The sequence below is a fragment of the Azospirillum agricola genome (assembly GCF_020005195.1).
GTDB classification, from domain to species: domain Bacteria; phylum Pseudomonadota; class Alphaproteobacteria; order Azospirillales; family Azospirillaceae; genus Azospirillum; species Azospirillum agricola.
In genome coordinates this window covers 1,072,292-1,093,201 of record NZ_JAIFZR010000005.1, presented here as the reverse complement: position 1 = coordinate 1,093,201, position 20,910 = coordinate 1,072,292, and the positions used below count along the sequence as shown (strand labels likewise).

Here is a 20,910-nt window from a genome sequence, read left to right as displayed (position 1 = left end):
CGTCAGGAACACACGCGGTCGAGCACGGCGCGCAGCCGCTCGATCTGCGGGGTCAGGTCATAGGGGTGGTTGCCGACGAAGAAGCCCAGGTCGTGCGCCGTGTGGGCGTTCCGGATCGCGCCGACCGTGTCGTAATCATAATATTTCAGCACGTCGTGCCGCAGGAAGCAGCCGCCGGTGATGATGCGGAAGCCGATGTCGGCCTCCTTCAGCGCGGCGAAGACCGTCTCCCGGTCGGGATCGCGCTCGGGGTTGAGGATGATCGTGAAGCTGAAGCAGGACGAGACGCCGTTCTCGCGCTGGATGATGAAGCGCCCGTCCCCGGCGAACAGCTCCTGGAACAGCGCCATGTTCCTGCGCCGGGCGGCTGTCAGGGCCGGCAGCTTCTTCAGCTGCTCGCGGCCGATGGCGCCCTCCAGTTCCAGCGGGCGGACGTTGTAGCCGGGCAGGATGAAGCGGTAGGCCTCGAAATGGTCCGAATCCCCGCGCTGGTACAGCGGCGTGTCGGCGGGCAGGTCGCGGGTCCAGCCATGGGCGCGCATGGCGCGGCAGAGATGGGCGAGTTCCAGATCGTCGGTCAGCACCATCCCGCCTTCCATGGTCGAGATGTGGTGCGAGAAGAAGAAGCTGAAGCTGTTGAGGTCGCCGAAGGTGCCGGCCTTCCGGCCGTTCAGCTCGGCGTCCATCGACTCGCAGTTGTCCTCCAGCACGTAGAGGCCGTGGGCGTCGGCGAAGGCGCGGATGACGTCGAGCGCCGCCGGATTGCCGAGGATCGACACCGGAACGATGGCGCGCGTGCGCGGCGTCAGCGCCTGCTCGAGCTTTGAAACATCGATGTTCAGCGTGTCCAGTTCGACGTCGACGAAGCGCAGCTTCAGGCCGTATTGCTGGAGCGGGTGGTAGGTGGTGGCCCAGGAGATCGCCGGGACGATCACCTCGTCGCCGCGCTGGAGCGGGCGTTCCGCCTTGTAGGCCAGGGCGGCGACGGCCACGAGGTTGGCCGACGAGCCGGAATTGACCATGATCCCGTGGCGGACGCCGAAATAGTCGGCGAACTCCCGCTCGAACGCCGCCACCTGCTCGCCCATCGTGAAGCGGCCCGACGCCACCACACGCTCGATTGCCGCGATCTCCTCAGGCCCCCAGGTGGATGCCGCCAGCTCGTAGAACATCGTTTGCGCTCTCCTCAATCCAGATCCAGCCTGCCTTAGAACGGGCCGCGGAACTGCACTTGGTGGGCGAGTCCGGCGCGTTCCGGGTCGGGGGTCCAGGCCGCCTCCCGCGGGCGGACCAGCGCATGGACCGCCGCCGCGACCGTGCCGGGATTGGGGTAGAAGGCGGCCTCCAGCGAAGGCGACGGCGGGCAGGTGGTCGGCGCGAAGCCGATGCGCTTGACCGCGATTCCCCCCTCCGGTCCAAGACGCTCCAGAACCGCCGCGACGATCTCCGCCCCGGCGCCGCAGGCGGTCCAGCCATTGTCGGCGACCACCAGCCGCCGCGTCCGCCGCGCCGATTCAGCGATGGTGTCGATGTCCAGCGGCGACAGCCAGATCGGGTCGATCACCTCGGCCGAGACACCGGCTTCGCTCAGCAGTTCGCGGGCGCGCAGGCACTCCACCACCATGTGGGAGATGCCGACCAGGGTCACGTCGCTCCCCGGCGCCACCACGCGGGCCTTGCCGGGAGCGACCTCGTAGGCGGCTTCGGGGACATAGGCCTCCGTCGGGTAGAGCAGCCGGTGCTCCATGACGATCACCGGGTTGTCGTCGCGGATGGCGGCGATCATGCAGCCCTTGGCGTCGTGCGCGTTGCTGGGCGCCACCACCTTCAGCCCCGGCACATGCATGAACATCGAATGCAGCCCCTGGGAATGCTGGGCGCCCTGCCCCCAGGATTTGCCGACCATGGAGCGCACGACCAGCGGCACCTTGACCGTGCCGCCGTACATGTAGCGCGCCTTGGCCGCGATGTTGACCAGCTGGTTCATGCAGAGCAGCAGGAAGTCCATGCGGATGTGGACATGGACCGGCCGCATCCCGGCCATCGCCGCCCCGATGGCGACCCCGGTCATGGCGTCCTCCGACAGCGGCGTCGTGAACACCCGCTCCGGCCCGAACCGTTGCAGCAGCCCGGCCGTGGAGCCCTGGATGGATTTGTGGTCGTCCACGTCCAGCCCGAAGACGAAGACGTTCTCGTCGCGTTCCATCTCCTGCGCGAAGGCCTCGCGCAGGGCATCGACGTAGCGCAGCAGCCGGCCCCCGGACACGGAACCGGACATGGCCTCAAGCGTAGACATGGTCATGAAGGTCCCCGGCCACCGGAAAAGGGCTGGCCTCGGCGAAGGCGAAGGCGGCGCTCACCGTTGCCAGGATGTCGGTTTCGATGGCGGCGACGTCTTCGGGCGGCAGCAAGGCGGCCAGCCGGGCGACCTCGTCGCGTTCCGCCCACGGCGCCTTCTCCTCGGCCGAGCGGTAGCCCTGGTCGAAATCCTCGTTCGGGCCGACATGCTCGCGCCAGCGGCAGCAGAGGATCTCCAGGAAGGCCGGACCGCCGCCGCCGCGCATCGCCGCCACCGCCTCCAGCGTCGCGTCACGCACGGTGACGGTATCGCCGTCCTCGATCCGCCGGGCGGGAATGCCGTAGGTCGCCACCCGCTCGCACAGCCGGTCGGTGGCCCAGCGCTTGGCCAGCGGCTCGTGGATGGCGTAGCCGTTGTTCTCGCAGACGAACAGGATCGGCAGCTTGTGCAGGGCGGCGAAATTCAGGCTCTCGGCGAAGCAGCCCTCCTCGGTGGCGCCGTCGCCGATGAAGCAGACGACCACGCCGCCCGTCCGCTTGCGCCTGGCGGCCAGGGCGAAGCCGGTCGCCACCGGGATCGAGGTGCCGACCACCGCCGAGGCGCCGATGACGCCGGCCTTCATGTCGACCAGATGCATCGACCCGCCGCGCCCCTCGCAGCAGCCGGTCTTCTTGCCGTACATCTCGGCGATCATCGCGTTCAGGTCGCCGCCCTTGGCGAGGTAGGCGGCGTGCCCGCGGTAGGTGATCGACACATGATCGCCCGGCTCCAGCGCGTCGCAGACCCCGGCCGCGATGAATTCCTGGCCGATCGACAGGTGGACCGGGCTCTTGATGACGTCGGTCGGGTAGACCCGCGCCACCTCCTCCTCGACCACGCGGATCAGCCGCAGGGTGCGGTACAGGCGACGATGATGTTCCATGCTTTACCGCTCACGCCGCCAACTCGGCTGCCAGGGTCCGATCCATATCCTATGGCGCATATTATACCCCCGTCGCTTTCCATTCCAATGCGGAATATTTGGTTGGCATTCATTGTAATATGAACAATTCTGACACCTGGGGAATCCTTGCCGTGAAGGCTTGGACGTGAACGCCAAGAAATCCCCATGAACATTCCGCGAGCCGAGACTGCGGGTGCGGATGCGGTCTTGCTTGATCTCTTCGCAAATAAGGAAAATCGCCCGGCGCCCGGAAACCCACGGCAAGCCGGCCGCCCCCCAGGCCCTCGACGACGCGCCCGGCCTGACCGGCCGCGAGGTGCCCGCCCCTTCCTACGGCGCCTTCCTACGGCGAGGGCGCGCATTTCGAGAAGGTGTTCGACCCGCGCTGGCGCGGGGACCGGTTGCGCCGTGACATGCGGGGGCAAGGGGAATTCCTTGACCGCGCGACGCCGATAGCGTCTCGCCGTGGGGGCGGGGTTGGTTTATGCTAAATGGACGTAATCCCCCGGAGCCCTTGACAGCCATGCCAACTTCATCCGGCGTCCTCGACGGGATTGCCCTGTTCGATTCCTTCACGCCGGAGGAGCGGGCGGCGGTCGAGGCCCGGGGCCGGGTGTTCAAGGCCCCCGCCGGCAGCGTCCTGATGCGCGAGGGGGCGGAGGCCGATTCGCTCTATGTGCTGATCGACGGCACCGTCCGCGTCGTGCGCAGCGATTCGGTCGGCGGCCAGGTCGAGGTCGGCTTCCGGCAGACCGGCGAATGCTTCGGCGAGATGGCCCTGGTCGACGGCGGCACCCGCTCCGCCTCGGTGATCGCCGCCACCCCGGTGACGGTGTTCGAACTGGAGCGCGACCTGTTCCTCGCCCTGATCTCCCCCTCCCCCGACCTGCTGGCCAAGCTGCTGCGCCAGTTGAGCCGGATGATCCGCGAGGTGTCGGAACGGGTGGTGCGGGAGGATCTGGAGCGCCGCACCCGCATCGCCGAATCCGAGCTGGCCCGCCACCGCGCCATCACCCAGGCGGTGACCGGGCTGGCGCACGAACTGAACACGCCGCTCGGCATCTGCGTGACGGCGGCCAGCCATCTCCAGGATCTCGCCGGCCAGGGGGCCGAGGAGTTGCACGAGCCCGCGGCGCTGCTGCAATCCAACCTCGCCCGCGCCGTCGATCTGGTGGAGGCCTTCACCGCCATCGCCGCCTGCCAGCACGCCGAACCGCTGGAGGCGCTGGATGTGCGCCACGTGGCCGAACAGGCCGCCACGCTGCACGCCACCCTGCATCCGGAGGTTCCGCTGACGGTGCGGGTGGCGCCGGGGGCGCCCTGCCCGTGGCTCGGCCATGGGCTGCATCTGGAGCGGGTGCTGCATCATCTGTTCGCCAACGCCGCCGCCCACGCCTACCGCGGCGGGCCGGGCGTGGCCGAGGTCGCGGTGGAGCCCGCCCTGCTCGACGGCAAGGCCGCCTGGGCGGTGACGGTGCGCGACCAGGGGGCCGGCATCCCCGCCGACCATCTGCCGGCGCTGACCAACGCCTTCTTCACCACCGCGCGCGGACGCGGCCACAAGGGGCTCGGGCTGGCGGTGGTGTTCAACACGGTGACCGGCCCGCTCGGCGGCCGCCTGTCGATCGACAGCGTCCCCGGCACCGGGACGACGATCGTCGTGACCGTTCCGCAGGAGCTGTGAGGGGCGACTCGATCGGGAGGGCCGGTCGGGCCCCCTATCCCTGAGGATTTGCGGCCATGGATGCCCGGCACAAGGCCGGGCACGACGAGGCTTGAGGCGTGCGGAACGACGCCCGTCAAAGGGCGTCCGAGGGGCCGACGGCCCCTCGATTCACCCATCCTTACGCGTCGTGGCCGCGGATGAAGTCGCGGATCTCCGGCAGGATGTTCTGGCGCCAGCGGCGGCCGTTGAAGATGCCGTAATGGCCGACCCCCTCCTGGAAATGCGTCTTGCGCATGCCGTCGGGCAGCGACGAGCACAGGCGGTGCGCCGCGATGGTCTGGCCGGGGGCGGAGATGTCGTCCAGCTCACCTTCGACCGTCATCAGCGCGGTCTTGCGGATCGCCGCCGGTTCGACCTTGCGGCCGCGCGACACCCAGGTGCCGTTGGGCAGGGCGTGCTTCTGGAACACCGTCTCGATGGTCTGGAGGTAGAACTCCGCCGACAGGTCCATCACCGACAGGTACTCGTCGTAGAAGCGGCGGTGCTGCTCGGCCGAGTCGCCGTCGCCCTTCACCAGATGGCGGAACAGGTTGACGTGGGCGTCGATGTGGCGGTCGAGATTCATCGACATGAAGCCCGAGAGCTGGATGAAGCCCGGATAGACCTTGCGGAAGGCGCCCGGATAATACATCGGCACGGTGGTGATGACGCTGTTCTCGAACCAGGACAGCGGGCGCTCGACGGCCAGCTTGACCGGAGTCGTCGGGTTGGCCATCGGGTCGATCGGGCCGCCCATCAGGGTCATGGAGCGCGCCTGCACCGGCTCGTCGGCCGCCGCCATCAGCGACACCGCCGCCATCACCGGGACCGCCGGCTGGCACACCGCGACGACGTGGGTGCGCTCGCCGAGGAAGCGGATCATCCCCTGCACCGTCTCGATGTAGTCGTCGAGATCGAAGCGGCCGGCCGACAGCGGCACATGGCGGGCGTCGATCCAGTCGGTGATGAACACGTCATGGTCGGCGAGCAGCCCCTCCACCGTGCCGCGCAGCAGCGTCGCGTGGTGGCCCGACATCGGGGCGACCAGCAGAACGCGCGGCTGGACCGGCGTGCCCTCGGGCTTGGAGAAATGCAGCAGGTTGCAGAAGGGGGTGCGGGTCACGATCCGCTCGGTGATCGCCACCGTCCGCCCCTCGACCACCGTCTCCTCCAGGCCGAAGGCCGGCTTGCCGAAGCGGCGGGTCGTCCGCTCGATCAGTTCGGCGCCGGCCGCGACCGCGCGGCCGAGCTTGGTGTGGGAGAGGGGGACCAGGGGATTCTGGAAGGTGTGCTGAGCGGCTTCGGCCCAGAAACGCATCGGCCCCAGGGCCGCGTGTTGCATGTCGTACAGGTGATACAGCAAGTCCCGTCCTCACGTCACGTTGCGTCCCCGTATGGGGAGGGGCCGTTGAACCCGGTTCGAACCCGTCAGGTCCGATTGATCGTATGACCAACCATAACCTTTGATATGGTGTTCGTATAGGTCAAGAGCACCCCCGATTCATGCAAGGCTCTGTTGTTGAAACAACAATGCACTGCACAAAAATGTTCCTGGCGCAATTATCCGTATGACGTTCGACAGGCACCTTTCCTCCATACGGTGCGGTCAGGAAAAAGGTCGGATCCCAAGGGTCTGACCGGCGGCCGGATCAGAAGTCAGAGCCGGGCATCAGGGGAGGGCCATGGTCGCGCGCACCGGCAGATGGTCCGACGCCCGGCGGGTCAGCACGGTGCGGATCACCTCGAAGGCCGGGATCTGCAAGCCGCCCGACACATAGATGCGGTCCAGCCGCAGCGTCGGCATGCGGGCGTGGAAGCTGCGCGGGTTGGCGACGTCGGCGAAGGATTTGGCCAGCGTCTTCAGGCGCGGGGAGTTGGGCGTCCATTCGTTGAGGTCGCCCATGAACAGGGTCGGCAGGTCGGGCTGCGCCGCGACGCGCGCCACGATGTCGCCGACCTGCTTGGCGCGTTCCCACGGGTCGAGGCCGAGATGGGCGACGATCACCCGCACCGGCCGCCCCTGAACCTCGACCACCGCGTCGATGGCGCCGCGCGGCTCGCGCCGGCCGACCGACAGGTCGATGGCGCTCAGCGAGCGCACCGGCAGGCGGGTCAGCAGGGCGTTGCCGTAATGGGCGCGCTCGCTGTGCTTGGTCGGGCCGGCGTGGGCCTTCAGGCCGGTGGCGCGCTCCAGGAAGGCGAACTGGTCGAGCCCGGCCTCGCCGCGGTGGTGCCAGCCGACCTCCTGGAGGCCGATCAGGTCGACGTCGAGGTCGCGGATCACCTGGGCCACCCGGTCGGGCGCGAAGCGGGCGTCGAGCCCGACGCAGCTGTGGATGTTCCAGGTCGCCACGGTGAAGCCGGTCATGCCGTCGGGCACCGGGCCGCTGCGGCCCTCCTGGCGGCGGCGCGGACGGCGGGCGCGGGCGGCGCGCAACGCGGCGGCGATGCGCTCCACGCGGTCTCGGCTGAATCGAATCACGGTTGGTCCTTCCCCTTTCGCGCGCCGAGCAGCCGGCTGGTCAGCCAGCCGAGTCCCAGCGCCAGACCCGCCAGCCCGGCGAGCAGGGCGATGTCGCCGGCGCCGGGATCGGTGATGGTGCGCTCAAGCTGGTGCCCCAAAAGATTGAAGGCAAGGGCTCCCGGCGCCAGCCCGACCATGGTGCCGATCATGAAATCGCTGAACCGGACGCGCGAGGCCCCGGCGACGAGGTTGACCACGGTGAAGGGCGCCACCGGCACCGCGCGCACCCCGGCGATGGCAAGGATGCCGCTGTCCGACAGCCGCCGGTTCGCCTGCGCCACCAGCGTGCCGCCGTAGCGCTCGATCAGGTCGCGCCCGGCCAGCCGCCCGACCCAGAACAGCGCGGCGGCCGAGGCCAGCGCCCCCGCCATCGCGGTCGGGAAGCCCCACCAGGGCCCCATGACGATGGCGGTCGCCGCGATCAGCAGGGTCAGCGGGAACATGGTGAAGCCGCCGGCGACATAGACCAGCACCAGCCACAGCGGCGCCATCCCGGTGTCGCGCAGCCGGTGGAAGGCGCCGAGCACGGCGTCGAGCGTCGCCCATTCGCTGAGCGCGGTGTAGCGCCACATCCACCACAGCCCGCCGACCAGCAGCAGCGCGCCCAGCATCATCAGCCAATGGCGGGTGCGCGGAATCCGCGACGGCAGCACCCGGCGCACGATCTCCACCGCGTCGACCGGGCGCTCGGGGTCGAAGACCCGCGCGTCGGCCACGGCGGCGGCCAGCCCGTCGGGCGCCGGCTCGTGCAGCGGGTCGAGCGTGCGGCCCTCTCCCTCGGGCCGGCGCAGCGCCTCGATGGCGCCGACCAGCGAGCCGCGCCGGCGGATCTCGGCGGCGACGGTTTCGGGGGGCAGGCCGAGATGCTCGGCGATCAGATCGTCGCGGGTGGCGGCGATGGCCCGGCGGACATGCGCCTCCTCCGGCGCCACGGGATCGGCCTCGAGCGACAGGTCGCACTCGGTGTCCAGCCCCATGGAGCGGTTGTTCATGTTGGCCGAACCGATGCGCAGCAGCCGGTCGTCCACCACCAGCACCTTGGCGTGGACGGTGATGCAGTTGCCGCCGTCGGTCTTGGCCGCGTAGAGGCCGAAGCGCCCGTGCCGGTCGGCGTCGCGCAGCTCCTGGGCGATGCGGGCGCGGGCGCCGAGCATCACCGTGTTCTCCAGCCAGCTCGTCGTGCGCACCGGGTTGACGACGACGACCTCCGGCCCGTCCGGCTCGGCGAGCCGCGCCTTCAGCGCCTCGGCGACGGCGTCGGAGGCGAAATACTGGCTCTCCAGATAGATGGACTCCCGCGCCTGGGCGATCGCCTCCAGATGCAGCGCCTCGACCTCGCGCACCTCCGCCCGGCCGTTGCAGGCGGGATCGGTGCGGCTGACGCCGACGCGGACGTCGCGCACCAGCGGGCGCAGGGCCGGAGGCCAGGGATCGGACGGCGGCGGCACGGGCGGCGCCAGCGTCTCGCCGGTGGCGCGCCGCCAGCGCTCGCGGAACAGGTCGCCCAGCGCGCGGGCGGCGTCGCCGTCCACCGCCATCATGACGTCGTGGAAGGGTTCGTAGGGCTTGCCGTCGGGCTGCCGGCGCAGCGGCTCGTGGGCGCGGTGGGCGCGGGTGTCCCAACGGTTGGCGGTGATGTCCAGCCCGCCGCAGAAGGCGACGCTGTCGTCGATCACCAGGATCTTCTGGTGGTGGCAGGCGCCGGTCGGGTGGTCGCCGTCCAGCCGGTATTGCAGCCGCCGGTGGGTCAGCCAGTTGCGCAGCATGAAGGGGTGCGACCAGCGCGCCAGATCGAACAGCTCGGCGTAGTCCCACTTCAGCACATGGATGTGCAGGTCGGGCCGGCTGGTCGCCAGCCAGTTCAGCAGGTTGCCCAGCCGGTCGGGACGGCGTGGCCGGCGGATCTGCGGGGTCAGCCGGATCCGCGCGTCGAAGTCCCAGGCGGTCAGGTAGATGCTGCGCTTGGCCCGGCGCATCGCCGTCTTGGCCAGGGTGAAGTAATCCTCGGCGTCGACGATCACGCCGAGCCGCCGCGTGTCCTCGATCCGCCAGCAGGTGCGCCCCGGCTCCAGGATCGGGCGCGTCCCTCCCGCCTGGGTTCCGGCCGCCTGGGTTCCGGCCGCCCAGGCCAGCGACGGGCCGGGGGCTCGGAGGGGATCGCGGAGCGGGTCGGACGGTTGGGCGAACATCAAGGGACCGGTCATGGCTGCGTCTGTCGCCTTAACATCTGGGAACGCGATTCCTTCCTTACCCCTGACCTTTCGTGAAAATTCGCGCCGAAATGGACAGCCGCCGCCCAATTTCGTTGCCCCGTCGGGGCCGGGGCGCTTACGGTCGGCCTGTCGCCTCCGTGGGAAGACTACGCCTCGCCCGATGCCGCGTTACGCCCTCCGCCGTCTGACCGAAGCCCTGCCCGCCACCCTGCTGCCGGTCGCCGCCGGGCTGGCGCTCGCCGCCCTGCTGGGGCCGGAGGCCGGCGGCGGCCTCGGCCTGCTCGCGGCGCTCGCCCTCACCCTGCTGCTGGTCCTGCCGGCACTCGCGGTCGGCACCGCCGTCGGCGCGCTGGCCGGGGCCTGGGCCGGGCTGGCTCCGGCGTCGGCCGCCGGACGGCTCGGGCGGCTGCTCGCCGCCGCCGGGCCGACGATCCCCGGATTCCTGCTCGCCGCCGTCGCCGCCCTGGCGGTGCGCGCCGGCGCCTCCGCCGCCCCGCTCGGCTGGACGGCGCTCGCCCTGCCCGCCGCCTGCCAGGCCGCCCGGCTGGCCCGCCCGGCGATGGAGCAGGCGCTGGGCGGCGCGTTGGGCGGTGGCGCCCTGCTGACCGCCCAGGGCTTCGGGCTGGACGAGCGCACGGTGCTGCGCGGCCATGCGCTGCCGGCGGCCATCGCCCCGGCGCTGGGCGGTTTCCAGAACGCCGTGCTGGCGGGGCTCGTCGGCGCGGTCGCGCTGGAAAGCCTGCTCGACCTGCCGGGGGCCGGCGCCCTGATGATCGATGCCGCCCGCAATGGCTCGGTGACGGGCGTGCTTCCCGCGCTGTGCGGGCTGTGCGGGCTGACCGCCTTCCTGACGGCGCTGGGCGCGGCCGCCCGCGACTGGGCCGACAACCGCTGGGCCGACAACCGCAGGATCCGCCGTTGAACCGCCAGCCATCGAGCGCCCCACCGAGCGACCCATTGAGCGACCGGACGGCGCGATGACCCTCGGCGATCCCGACTCCCGGAACGGCGGACGCGCCGCCGCCGCCATGGCCGTGCTGGCCGGGCTGGCGCTGGCCTGCACCGTGGCGCCGCTGATGGCGGACGGGTCCGTCATCCGCCGCCACGACGCCGACCCGGTGGTCGCCGCCCTGCTCGACGGGCGCGGCAGCCTGTCCTTCGCCCTGCTGGCCGGGCTGCTCGGCGCCGCGCTGGGGCTGGGCTGGGCCATCGCCGCCAGCGCGCTCGGCCAGCGCGCCGAACGCCGGATGATGGACGCCGCCAACCGGCTGCTGGCGCTGCCGCTGATCCTGCTGGCGCCGCTCGCCGCCGGTCTGGCCGGCGGGGGCGTCGGGCTGCTGGCGGCGACCGTCGCCGCCGCCACCGCCCCGGCGGTCGCCGCCCTCGCCCACGCCGAGCTGCGCGCCCTGATGCGCCGCGAGTTCCTGACCGCCGCCCGCGCCGCCGGGCTGTCGGAGGGGACGATCCTGCGCCGCCACCTGATCCCCAACGCGCGGCGCCCGCTGCTGGCGGCCGGCGCGCTGGCCCTGCCCCGCGCCCTGGCGGCGGAGAGCTTCGCCAGCCTGCTCGGCCTCGGCCTCCCGGCGCCGGTCGGAAGCTGGGGCGGCTCGGTCGGGCTGGCGGCGCGGCTGGGCGACGGGCTGGCGCTGGCGCCCCCCGCCCTGCTGCTGGCGGTGGCGTTGTGGGGGCTGTGCGCCTTCGCCGAGGGGCTGCGCCGGTGATCTCCCGTCCCGTTCCCCCACCCGTCGAGACCAACGCCCTGACCCTGCTGTCCGGCGACCGCGTGCTGATCGACCGCGCCACCCTGGCCGTCGGGGCCGGCGAGGTGCTGGCCGTCACCGGCGGCGCCGGGGCGGGCAAGAGCCTGCTGCTGCGCGCCCTGGCCGGCCTGCCGCTGCCCGGCATCGACCAGGCCGGAAGCGCCCGCGTCGACGGCCGCCGCCTGCTGATCGCCCAGGGCGGGATGCTGGCGCCGCGCCGTCCGCTGACCATGCAGGCGGCGGAGATCGTCGGCCACCATCTGGGGCTCGACGCCAGCGCCTCGCTGCGCCGGGTGGCCGACGCGCTCGACCGGCTGGGGGTGCCCGCCGCCGCCCGCCGCTTCGACCTGCCGCCCGACCGGCTGCCCGACGGCCTGCGCTGGACGGCGCTGTTCGCCCTGGCCCTGGCGGTGGGACCGGCGGTGCTGCTGGCCGACGCGCCGGGCGCCGGACTCGACCCCACCGTGCGGCTGCGGCTGCTGCACCGGCTCGCCGACTGGGCGCGCGGCAACGCGGTGGCCCTGATCCTCGCCGGACGCCCGGAGGACGGCGTCGCCGGCCCGGCGGGCCGCGTCCTCGCCCTGCGGCGCGGCCGTCTGCTGCCCGCCCCGCCGCCCCTTCCCTCCCCCGTCCTGGTCCCCCGCACCGGCGGAACCGGCGCGCCGCTGCTGAGCGGCCGTGGCGTGTCGGTGTCCTTCGCGCTCGGCCGCACCGCCAAGGGCGCGGAGCGGCGCCTGACCGCCGTCCACGCAGTCGACATCGACCTCGCGGAGGGCGAGACCGTGGCCCTGCTGGGCGAGACCGGCAGCGGCAAGGCGATGCTGGCCCGCGCGCTCGCCCATCTGCCGGCCCCGTCCGGCGGCCGGGTCTCGTGGATGGGCCGCGATCTGGCGGCGGCCGACGCCACCGGGATGCGCCGTGTCCGCCGCGACCTGCAAATCCTGTTTCCCGATCCGGCGGCGTCGCTCGACCCCGCCCAGACGGTCGGGGCGCAGCTGGCCGGCACCCTCGAAAGCCTGCGCCCCGACATCCCCGCCGACCGCCGCGCCCGCCGGATCGCCGACGCGCTGGAGGAGGCCGGCCTGCGCGCCGAGATCGCGCCGCGCTGGCCCGCCACGCTCTCCGCGACGGAGGCCGCCCGCGTCGGGCTTGCCCGCGCGCTGCTGCCGGAGCCGCGCGCGCTGGTCTGCGACGAGCCGGCGGCGGCCCTTTCGGCCGGGGAGCGCACGGCGTTCCGCGACGATGTGCTGGGCCTGCGCGACCGCCGCCGGCTGGCGCTGCTGCTGGCGACCGAACAGGCCGGGGAAGGGCTGCGCCACGCCGACCGCGGTCTGGTCATGCTGATGGGCCGCGTGGTCGAGAGCGCCGGGGCCGGCGTGCTGCTGAACGGCGCCCGCCATCCGCTGACGCGGGCGATGCTGGCCGCCGCCCGCGGCGAAGCGCCGCAGCTCGACGGCGAGGCCCCCTCCGCCCTCGCGGCACCGGACGGCTGCCCGCTGCGGCCGCGCTGCCCGAACGCCCGCTCCTTTTGCAGCCAGGCGGTGCCGGTGCTGGAGGAAATCGCTCCCGGACACCGTGTCGCCTGCCATTACTGGGACACGCCGTAGGATCTTCCGGGCCCGCTTCCGGCCTCAACCGGGGAACGGTCGGACTTACACGACTCGTGGCTGTTTATTGCGCACGATGGTACGATGTTGCCCCTCACATCATGGAACGGCGATGGCGTGGTCGCGCAGCGGTGGCATCGGGCTTGAAGGCCGGCTTGAAGGCGGCCCGCCGGGGCTTGGCCTGCTGGCGAGACTGGCGACCCCGATCTGGCTGGCGCGCCCCGACGGCACGGTGCTGTGGCTCAACGAGTCCGCGGGCCGGCTTCTCGGCGTGGCGTCGGGCGCCGATCCCGGCGATGTCCGCCTGATCCCCGACGCCGACACCCTCGCCGTCCTGGCGGACGCTCCGGCGGACGGCCGGCGGGCCGAGGCCGTGGTCACCTTCGGGCGCGCTCCGCCCCTGCCGCCGCTGGAGCTCGACGCCCGGATCGCCCGCGTGCCCGGAGGCCCCGCCGACCATGATCCGCCGCTCCTGTTGATCGAGGGGGTCGCCGACCGCGTCGCCCACCCGCTGCTGCTCGACGCCATCGACAGCGTGACCGAGGGTTTCGTCCTCTACGACGCGCAAGACCGGCTGGTGCTGTGCAACCAGCGCTACCGCGACCTGTTCATCAGCGATCCCTATCTGGCCCAGCCCGGCACCCGCTTCGAGGCGGTGCTGCGCGAGGGGGTGCGCCGCGGTCTCTACCGGGTGGCGCCGGAGGCGGCGGAGGCCTGGGTCGAAGGGCGCCTCGCCCTGCACCGCCAGGGCGGCCCGCCGACCGAGGTGCAGCTGCGCGACGGCCGCTGGCTGCGCATCGAGGAACGGCGCACCCGCGACGGCGGCACCGTCGGCGTGCGGACCGACATCACCGACCTGAAGCTGCGCGAGCTGGAGCTGGCCGCCGCCCGCGACCAGTCGGACGAGGCCAACCGGCGCAAGTCCGACTATGTCCATCACCTGAGCCACGAGCTGCGCACCCCGCTGACCGCCGTCATCGGCTTCGCCGAGATCATCCGCGACGCGCTGATGGGGCCGCTCGACAACCCGCGCTACCGCGAGGCGGCCGGGCAGATCGTCACCGCCGGCGACTACATGCTGGAGCTGATCAACAACCTGCTCGACCTCGCGCGGATCGAGGCCGGGCGGATGGAGCTGTACGAGGAATCCTGTTCCCTGCCCCTGCTGGTCGACGCCACCATCGCCATGATGGGCGAGCGCGCCGCGCGGGGGGGCATCGCGCTGGACTGGGATCTGCCACCCGACCTGCCCGGCCTGTTCGGCGACCCGTCGCTGATCCGCCAGATGCTGACCAACCTGATCGGCAACGCGGTGAAGTTCACCCCGCCGGGCGGGCGCATCGCCGTCGGCGCCGCTCTGGACGCGGACGGCAGCCTCGGCCTGTGGGTCGCCGACACCGGACGGGGCATGGCGGCGGAGCACATCCCCCTGGCGCTGAGCGCCTTCTCCCAGGTGCATGACCGGATGACGGTGCCCCAGCACGGGTCGGGCCTCGGCCTGCCGCTGACCCGCGCGCTGATGGAGCTGCACGGCGGCCGGCTGGAGATCGACAGCGCTCCCGGCCGCGGCACCACGGTCCGGCTGGTCTTCCCCGCCGCGCGCGTCGGTGTCGAGGAGCCGGCGTAAGCCCCCCTTACGCCGCGCGCAGGGCCGACAGGAAGCCGTCCACCTCGCGGCGCATGCGGGCCGTGTCCTCCGACACCGTCTCCACCGTGCCGACCATCGCCGACGAGGCCTGCTCGGCCGAGGCGGCGGCGGCGGTGACGGCGGCGATGCTGCCGGACACGGTGCGGGTGCCGGTGGCGGCGTCGTGGATGCTGGCGGCGATCTCGCCGACCGCGGCGGTCTGCTGTTCCACCGCCGCTGCGACCGCCCCGGCGATCTCGTTGATGCGGGCGATGGTGCGGGCGACGCCGCCGATGCTGTCCACCGCCGTGCCGGACGCCGCCTGGATCTCGGCGATGCGCGCCTGGATCTCCCCGGTCGCCTTGGCCGTCTGGCCGGCGAGGCTCTTGACCTCCGACGCCACGACGGCGAAGCCCTTGCCGGCCTCCCCGGCGCGGGCCGCCTCGATGGTGGCGTTCAGCGCCAGCAGGTTGGTCTGGCCGGCGATGCCGGCGATCAGATCGACCACCTTGCCGATCTCCGCCGCCGCCGCCGCCAGTTCGCCCATCACGGCGGTGCTGCGCTCGGCGTCGCGGGTGGCGCCGGCCGCGATGCCGGCGGAATCGGCGACCAGCCGCTCGATCTCCGCGAAGGAGGCCGACAGTTCGGCGGTCGCCGCCGCGACGCTGTCGACGTTGGCCGAGGCCTGGCCGGCCGCCGACGACACCGCGTCGGCGTGGGAGGCCGTCTCGGCGGCGCTGCCCGCCATGCCGGTGGCCGCCGTCGCCATGCCGGCGGTCGAGGCGGCCAACGCCTCCACCAGCCGCTTCACCGTCGTTTCGAAGCCGGCGGCCAGCCCCTGCAATTCGCGGCGGCGTTCCTCGGCGGCGGCGGCCTTCAGCCGGTCCTGCTCGGTCTGGAGGCGGTCGGTCTCCAGCATGTTGTCCTTGAACACCCGCGCGGCCTCGGCCATGCGGCCGATCTCGTCGCGCCGGCCGGCCGGAAAATCGACCGAGACGTCGCGCGCCGCCAGCCGCTCCATCGCCGCCGCCATGTCGAGGATGGGGCGCGAGACGCTGCGCACCAGCGCCGCGCCGAAGGCCAGCGACAGCAGGGTGCCGAACGCCACCACCCCGAGCACCAGGGCGTGGGCCTCGCGGTAGACGTCGCCGCTGCGGTCGGCCACCGCGTCGGCCTCGCGGACCGTGGTGTCGACCAGGGCGCCCAGCGTTTCCTGCACGCGGGTGAAGGCGACGGCGCTCGGCCGCTTGAAGACGCTGGCGGCCGACTGGCCCTGGTTGTCGCGCACCAGGCTCCGCACCCGGTCGGCGGCGGCGGCGTAGTCCGTCCAGGCGGCGTCGAAGGCGGCCAGCCGCTCGGCCCCCTCGCCCGCCGCGAACAGCGGCCCGGCCTCGCCGCGCAGCGTCGCCAGGGCGGCGGCGGCGTTGCGCAGGTTGGTTTCCACCTGCTCGATCTGCATGGCGTTGGTCGAGAGCGCGTAGGCCGCCTCGGCGATGCGGTAACCCTGCGCGGCGGCCAAGAGCTGGCCGGCGATCTGGGTGCTGGGCAGCGAGGTGCCGCGCATCGTCTCGGCGGTACCGTTTAGAATATCGAGCCGGCTGACCGTGAAGAGACCAAATCCGGCCGCCATGACAACGGCGCCGAGCGCGGCGCCGATGATCTTCGCGCGGATGGTGATGCTGGTGAACGCCCCGAATTTGGCGAATTCCATGGATTTGGCCATTCGCAAACCTCCTCGCCCCGCCTCGTGCGGGCGGCGGCAGTGCGGTGACGACGATCATCCGGTGTCCGGCGCTTGCGCGAAAGACGTTTAAAATTATCAACGCTCACACAATGCTGCAACGCAAAAAGGCCGCGGCACCCGAGGTGCCGCGGCCTTGTCACAAGCCGGCTTGCGAAACGTCGGACCGTCAGGCGGCCTTGCGCACCGAGGCGACGTCGGTGAACAGCTTCACCACCGCCTCGACGAACTCGACGAGCTGCTCCTGGCCGAGCGCGCTGACCGTGATGTCGTCGACCACCAGGGCCTCGTCGCTGATCTTGCCGCCGGCGGCCTGGAGGTCGGCGCGGTAGGCTTCCGGAGCGGCCAGCAGACGGCCGCGCAGCTTGCCGGGAATGGCCAGCAGCTGGATTCCGTGGTCGATCGCGGCGATCGGCTTGCCGGCGTCCAGGAAATGGCCGACGATGCGGCGGGTGTGGGCGGAGTTCTGGAGCTTGGCGACGCTGCGCTCGCCACCCGGCAGCAGCAGCATGTCGAAATCGGCGCCGAGCGCCTCGCCCAACTGCTTATCGACCGGGAAGTAATGGCCCCAGGACTTGCCGTGCCAGCCGTTCACCAGGCCCGTCTCGGTCGAGATCGTGCGCAGGGTGGCGCCGGTCTTGAGCAGGGCGCGCTGCGGTTCGGTCATCTCCGCTTCTTCGAAGCCGTTGGAGACGAGGATGGCAATGGTCTTTCCCGTGAGCGTGTTATCCATACTTGACTGTCCTCTTCATCGTTTCGACCGGAGACGCCGGGGGTGTGGCTCCATGCGCGGAAATGCGGCAGGGAGGACCCGGCCTTCACCGCGCCGGGCCGGCCCCCCGAGGGGTACGGAATGGCGCGGCGGCCGGACCCTCCGCCGGAACCCGCGTTGGGCGGCCGGCGTGTGGGACCTACGTCCCGGATCGGGGTGTTTTCAGCATGCGACACAAGTGGTCTTGAAGCGTTCCCAAGTCAATAAGGGATTCCGCAGCGCAGCGGACGGGGCGATGCCCGGAAATCAACGATCCAAGGGCCGGCAGCGGCCATTTCCCGGCTCCGTTCAAGACTTTCGGCCGACTTGACGGACACCATCGGTTGATGCTGCGCAACGCAGCCATACCTTGAGGGCGGGGCTTCGCGGACGGCCTACCGCCAAAGAACGGAACCGGCCAGCCGGCCTCACGCAAAAAAAGCGGCCGGAGGACGTGAGCCCCCGGCCGTTGTGTTGAGTCAAAGCATCAGCCGTTCAGAAAGATCCGGCTCGCACACCGGATCACGGACCAGGTCCCGATCAATGGAACTGGTCAGCCTCGGTGGAGTCCTTGTACGCGGTGGTCGAGGACTGGCCGCCCGAGATCGCCGTGGCGACCGCGTCGAAGTAGCCGGTGCCGACCTCGCGCTGGTGCTTGGTGGCGGTGTAGCCGTCCTTCTCGGCCGCGAACTCGGCCTGCTGGAGTTCGGAGTAGGCGGCCATGCCGCGCTCGGCGTAGCCCTTGGCCAGCGTGAAGGCCGAGTAGTTCAGCGAGTGGAAGCCCGCCAGCGTGACGAACTGGAACTTGTAGCCCATGGCGCCCAGCTCGCGCTGGTACTTCGCGATGGTCGCGTCGTCCAGGTTGGCCTTCCAGTTGAAGGAGGGCGAGCAGTTGTAGGCGAGCATCTTGCCGGGGAATTCCTTGTGGATCGCCTCGGCGAAGCGGCGGGCGTCGTCCAGGTTCGGCTTGGAGGTCTCCCACCACATCAGGTCCGAATAGGGCGCGTAGGACAGGCCGCGGGCGATGCAATGCTCGACGCCCAGGCCCTTCTTCAGGCGGTAGAAGCCTTCCGAGGTGCGGCCGCTGTCGAAGTCGATGAACGGGTGGTCACGCTCGTCGATGTCGGACGTGATGAGCTGCGCGCTCTCGGCGTCGGTGCGGGCGATGACCAGGGTCGAGGTGCCGCAGACGTCGGCACCCAGGCGGGCGGCGTTCAGCGTGCGGATGTGCTGCTGGGTCGGGATCAGCACCTTGCCGCCGAGATGGCCGCACTTCTTTTCGGACGCCAGCTGGTCTTCCCAGTGCACGCCGGCGGCGCCGGCCTTGATCATGGCCTTCATCAGCTCGAAGGCGTTCAGCGGGCCGCCGAAGCCGGCTTCCGCGTCGGCGATGATCGGCGCGAACCAGTAGGTGTCGCCCTTGCCCTCGGAGGTCTGGATCTCGTCGGCGCGCTTGAAGGCGTTGTTGATGCGCTCGACCACCGCCGGCACCGAGTTCACCGGGTACAGGCTCTGGTCCGGGTACATCTGGCCGGCCGAGTTGGCGTCGCCGGCGACCTGCCAGCCCGACAGGTAGATGGCCTTCAGGCCGGCCTTCACCGCCTGCATCGCCTGGTTGCCGGTGAGCGCGCCCAGCGTGTTGATGTAGGGCTCGGTGTTCAGCAGCTCCCACAGGCGCTGCGCGCCCAGCTCGGCCAGCGTGTACTCGATCTTCACCGAACCGCTCAGACGCTTGACGTCGTCCATGGTGTAGTCGCGGCGGATGCCTTCGTAACGGGCGGCGCGCAGGGCGGCCTTGGTCTTCTCATCGAGCGACATGGTCGGTGTCCTTCTGTCCGAATACCCCCTTTATCGGGGGCGGTGGGAAAATCTCGGGGCGTATTTTCTTTGACACCGCCGTCCGTTTTTCTTGGTCCAGCGGTCGGTGCCGTTTGGCTTTACAGTGCGTCCTTGAGACAAGAGGTAAACCGACCCCGGTTGCGTTGCAATAAGCCCTTGTTTGTAAAAAGGTCCACTTGTAAACTGCCGTCAGAAAAATTCTGTAAATCCGTAAATCTTGTAAAGTTCGCTCGGAGGCCGGCGGGGTCATGGACAAGAAGGCGATGCTGGGTCCGAAGGTCCGGCGCCTGCGCCGCGACCACGGGCTGACCCAGGCGCAGATGGCCGACCAGCTCGGCATCTCGCCCAGCTACCTGAACCTGATCGAGCACAACCAGCGCCCGGTGACGGTGCCGCTGCTCCTCAAGCTCGGCCACAATTTCGGCGTCGACCTCCAGGCCTTCGCCGAGGACGAGGAGAGCCGTCTGGTCGCCGGCCTGCGCGAGGTGTTCGCCGACCCGCTCTTCGCCGGCTCCGACATCAAGAACCAGGATTTCCGCGAGCTGGCCGCCGTGGCGCCGACGCTGGGGCAGGCGGTGGTGGCGCTCTACCGCGGCTTCCGCGGCGCCCGCGACGATCTCCAGGCGCTCGCCGAGCGGGTCGCCGACCGCGAGAAGCTGCATCTGGTGCAGAGCACCGGCTTTCCGCAGGACGAGGTGCGCGACCTGTTCCAGGCGCATTCCAACCATTTCCCCGAGTTGGAGGACGCCGCCGACGCCCTGTGGCGGGACGGCCGGCTGGAGAAGGGCGATCTCTACCGCGGGCTGGTCGACTGGCTGAACCAGCAGCACAGCGTCCGCGTCCGGCTGCTGCCGTCGGAGGTGATGGGCTACGCGGTGCGCCGCTTCGACCGCCACAGCCGGCGCATCCTGCTGTCGGAGATGCTGGCGCCGTCGGGCCGCAACTTCCAGCTCGCCTGCCAGATCGCCCTGCTGCGCCACCGCGAGCTGCTGAACGGCATCGTCGAGGGCGCCAACCTGTCGGGCGACGAGGCGCGGCGGCTGGCCCGCATCGGGCTCGCCAACTATTTCGCCGCCGCCGTGCTGATGCCCTACCAGCGCTTCCAGGAGGCGGCCACACAGGTTCGATACGATATCGAAATATTGCGCCGGCGGTTCGACGCCTCCTTCGAGCAGGTCTGCCAGCGCCTGACCACGCTCCATCGCGGCGGCGCCAAGGGCGTGCCCTTCTTCTTCATGCGGGTCGACAGCGCCGGCAACGTGTCGAAGCGCTTCTCGGGCGCCGGATTCCACCTCGCCCGCTTTGGCGGGGGTTGCCCGCGCTGGATCGTTTACGAAGCGTTCCGAACTCCTGGCAAAATCCACAGCCAGGTGGCGCAGATGCCGGACGGCACCACCTACTTCTCCATCGCCCGGACGGTGGTGAAGGCGGGCGGCGGCCACCGCAGCCCGCCCCAGCAATTCGCCGTGGCGCTCGGCTGCGACGCCCAGCACGCGGCGCACGTCACCTATGCGGACGGCTTCGACCTGAACAACACCGAAGCGGCGACGCCGATCGGCGTGAATTGCCGGCTCTGCCCCCGGCTGGACTGCTCCCAGCGGGCGTTTCCGCCGCTGAATCACCGGCTTATCGTCGACGAGAACCTGCGCGGCCTGTCGCCTTACCTGTTCGCGCCGCCCAGTGCCGAATGACGCCGGCCTGACCTGGGATTGAGCTGGGATTGATCTGGATCAAATTTTCACGGTTTATTTCGTGTTGTTTTCCGAAGACCACGCCGGCCGTGCTGGTATAAAGCCATGGCCTTCCGGTTGATTTGTTGTTAGGGTCCGCGCGTTGCGCCTCGGCAGCCCGATCCCGCGCTCCCGGTCCTCCGGTCCAAAGCCGGTCCTCCGGTCCGAAGC

15 protein-coding genes are annotated in these 20,910 nt (G+C 71.0%); 6 read left to right on the top strand and 9 right to left on the bottom strand.

The annotated features are described in order from the left end of the window. Positions 1-2 precede the first annotated feature (2 nt). Genes JN22_RS20110 through JN22_RS20100 form a run of 3 tightly spaced genes read right to left on the bottom strand, consistent with a single transcriptional unit; the run spans position 3 to position 3,221 of the window. Positions 3-1,172, bottom strand: a complete 1,170-nt coding sequence (locus tag JN22_RS20110) for a DegT/DnrJ/EryC1/StrS family aminotransferase (protein WP_085555633.1) — start codon at positions 1,170-1,172, stop codon at positions 3-5. Between the two features lie 35 nt (positions 1,173-1,207). Beyond that, a complete protein-coding gene (locus JN22_RS20105) occupies positions 1,208-2,302 on the bottom strand; it encodes an alpha-ketoacid dehydrogenase subunit beta (RefSeq protein ID WP_223677807.1) in 1,095 nt (364 codons plus the stop codon). Continuing rightward, positions 2,283-3,221, bottom strand: coding sequence for a thiamine pyrophosphate-dependent dehydrogenase E1 component subunit alpha (locus tag JN22_RS20100; protein ID WP_085555631.1), 939 nt, complete (start codon positions 3,219-3,221; stop codon positions 2,283-2,285). Before JN22_RS20100 ends, JN22_RS20105 begins: the two co-directional genes overlap by 20 nt. A 544-nt stretch (positions 3,222-3,765) precedes the next feature. Here JN22_RS20100 and JN22_RS20095 point away from each other — a divergent pair. Further along, positions 3,766-4,926 (top strand): sensor histidine kinase, encoded by a 1,161-nt coding sequence (locus tag JN22_RS20095; RefSeq protein ID WP_223677806.1) that lies wholly within the window; start codon positions 3,766-3,768, stop codon positions 4,924-4,926. A gap of 160 nt (positions 4,927-5,086) precedes the next feature. Here JN22_RS20095 and JN22_RS20090 read toward each other — a convergent pair whose 3' ends face one another. From JN22_RS20090 to JN22_RS20080, 3 genes are all read right to left on the bottom strand, one after another. Next, entirely contained in the window at positions 5,087-6,310 is a 1,224-nt protein-coding gene (locus tag JN22_RS20090; protein WP_085555629.1) for a polyhydroxyalkanoate depolymerase, read from the bottom strand. 306 nt (positions 6,311-6,616) lie between these two features. After that, positions 6,617-7,429 carry an endonuclease/exonuclease/phosphatase family protein gene (locus JN22_RS20085; protein WP_085555628.1) on the bottom strand — a complete coding sequence of 271 codons (813 nt, stop codon included), beginning with the start codon at positions 7,427-7,429 and terminating at the stop codon, positions 6,617-6,619. Continuing rightward, complete coding sequence (locus tag JN22_RS20080; RefSeq protein WP_223677805.1) at positions 7,426-9,675, bottom strand: VTT domain-containing protein; 2,250 nt, start codon at positions 9,673-9,675, stop codon at positions 7,426-7,428. Before JN22_RS20080 ends, JN22_RS20085 begins: the two co-directional genes overlap by 4 nt. Before the next feature lie 169 nt (positions 9,676-9,844). Here JN22_RS20080 and JN22_RS20075 point away from each other — a divergent pair, with 169 nt between their 5' ends. From JN22_RS20075 to JN22_RS20060, 4 genes are all read left to right on the top strand, one after another. Next, complete coding sequence (locus tag JN22_RS20075; protein WP_085555627.1) at positions 9,845-10,606, top strand: ABC transporter permease subunit; 762 nt, start codon at positions 9,845-9,847, stop codon at positions 10,604-10,606. Positions 10,607-10,661: 55 nt separating this feature from the next. After that, positions 10,662-11,405 carry an ABC transporter permease subunit gene (locus tag JN22_RS20070; protein WP_085555626.1) on the top strand — a complete coding sequence of 248 codons (744 nt, stop codon included), beginning with the start codon at positions 10,662-10,664 and terminating at the stop codon, positions 11,403-11,405. Then, positions 11,402-13,051: an ABC transporter ATP-binding protein gene (locus JN22_RS20065; protein WP_085555625.1), complete on the top strand. Its 1,650-nt coding sequence runs from the start codon at positions 11,402-11,404 to the stop codon at positions 13,049-13,051. The genes JN22_RS20070 and JN22_RS20065 overlap by 4 nt, the downstream gene beginning before the upstream one ends. Positions 13,052-13,163: 112 nt before the next feature. Beyond that, a complete protein-coding gene (locus JN22_RS20060) occupies positions 13,164-14,678 on the top strand; it encodes a sensor histidine kinase (RefSeq protein WP_085555624.1) in 1,515 nt (504 codons plus the stop codon). Between the two features lie 7 nt (positions 14,679-14,685). Here the strand turns inward: JN22_RS20060 and JN22_RS20055 are convergent, their stop codons facing one another. From JN22_RS20055 to aceA, 3 genes are all read right to left on the bottom strand, one after another. After that, complete coding sequence (locus tag JN22_RS20055) at positions 14,686-16,401, bottom strand: methyl-accepting chemotaxis protein (protein ID WP_223677804.1); 1,716 nt, start codon at positions 16,399-16,401, stop codon at positions 14,686-14,688. Positions 16,402-16,588: 187 nt separating this feature from the next. Continuing rightward, complete coding sequence (locus tag JN22_RS20050) at positions 16,589-17,152, bottom strand: DJ-1/PfpI family protein (RefSeq protein ID WP_085555623.1); 564 nt, start codon at positions 17,150-17,152, stop codon at positions 16,589-16,591. 558 nt (positions 17,153-17,710) lie between these two features. After that, the gene (gene aceA / locus JN22_RS20045) at positions 17,711-18,988 is read right to left on the bottom strand and encodes an isocitrate lyase (RefSeq protein WP_085555622.1); all 1,278 of its coding nucleotides are present in this window, start codon (positions 18,986-18,988) and stop codon (positions 17,711-17,713) included. A 269-nt stretch (positions 18,989-19,257) separates the two neighbouring features. Between aceA and JN22_RS20040 the strand changes: the two genes are divergently transcribed. Further along, positions 19,258-20,700 carry a helix-turn-helix domain-containing protein gene (locus tag JN22_RS20040; protein ID WP_085555621.1) on the top strand — a complete coding sequence of 481 codons (1,443 nt, stop codon included), beginning with the start codon at positions 19,258-19,260 and terminating at the stop codon, positions 20,698-20,700. The last annotated feature ends 210 nt before the right edge of the window (positions 20,701-20,910 follow it).

What these genes read in the sequence shown, in the direction of transcription:
- JN22_RS20095 (WP_223677806.1), top strand. Translation starts at nt 3,766, where the DNA reads ATGCCAACTTCATCCGGCGTCCTCGACGGGATTGCCCTGTTCGATTCC.
- JN22_RS20060 (WP_085555624.1), top strand. Translation starts at nt 13,164, where the DNA reads ATGGCGTGGTCGCGCAGCGGTGGCATCGGGCTTGAAGGCCGGCTTGAA.
- JN22_RS20075 (WP_085555627.1), top strand. Translation starts at nt 9,845, where the DNA reads ATGCCGCGTTACGCCCTCCGCCGTCTGACCGAAGCCCTGCCCGCCACC.
- JN22_RS20040 (WP_085555621.1), top strand. Translation starts at nt 19,258, where the DNA reads ATGGACAAGAAGGCGATGCTGGGTCCGAAGGTCCGGCGCCTGCGCCGC.
- JN22_RS20110 (WP_085555633.1), bottom strand. Translation starts at nt 1,172, where the DNA reads ATGTTCTACGAGCTGGCGGCATCCACCTGGGGGCCTGAGGAGATCGCG.
- JN22_RS20105 (WP_223677807.1), bottom strand. Translation starts at nt 2,302, where the DNA reads ATGACCATGTCTACGCTTGAGGCCATGTCCGGTTCCGTGTCCGGGGGC.
- JN22_RS20100 (WP_085555631.1), bottom strand. Translation starts at nt 3,221, where the DNA reads ATGGAACATCATCGTCGCCTGTACCGCACCCTGCGGCTGATCCGCGTG.
- JN22_RS20055 (WP_223677804.1), bottom strand. Translation starts at nt 16,401, where the DNA reads ATGGCCAAATCCATGGAATTCGCCAAATTCGGGGCGTTCACCAGCATC.
- JN22_RS20080 (WP_223677805.1), bottom strand. Translation starts at nt 9,675, where the DNA reads ATGACCGGTCCCTTGATGTTCGCCCAACCGTCCGACCCGCTCCGCGAT.
- JN22_RS20070 (WP_085555626.1), top strand. Translation starts at nt 10,662, where the DNA reads ATGACCCTCGGCGATCCCGACTCCCGGAACGGCGGACGCGCCGCCGCC.
- aceA (WP_085555622.1), bottom strand. Translation starts at nt 18,988, where the DNA reads ATGTCGCTCGATGAGAAGACCAAGGCCGCCCTGCGCGCCGCCCGTTAC.
- JN22_RS20050 (WP_085555623.1), bottom strand. Translation starts at nt 17,152, where the DNA reads ATGGATAACACGCTCACGGGAAAGACCATTGCCATCCTCGTCTCCAAC.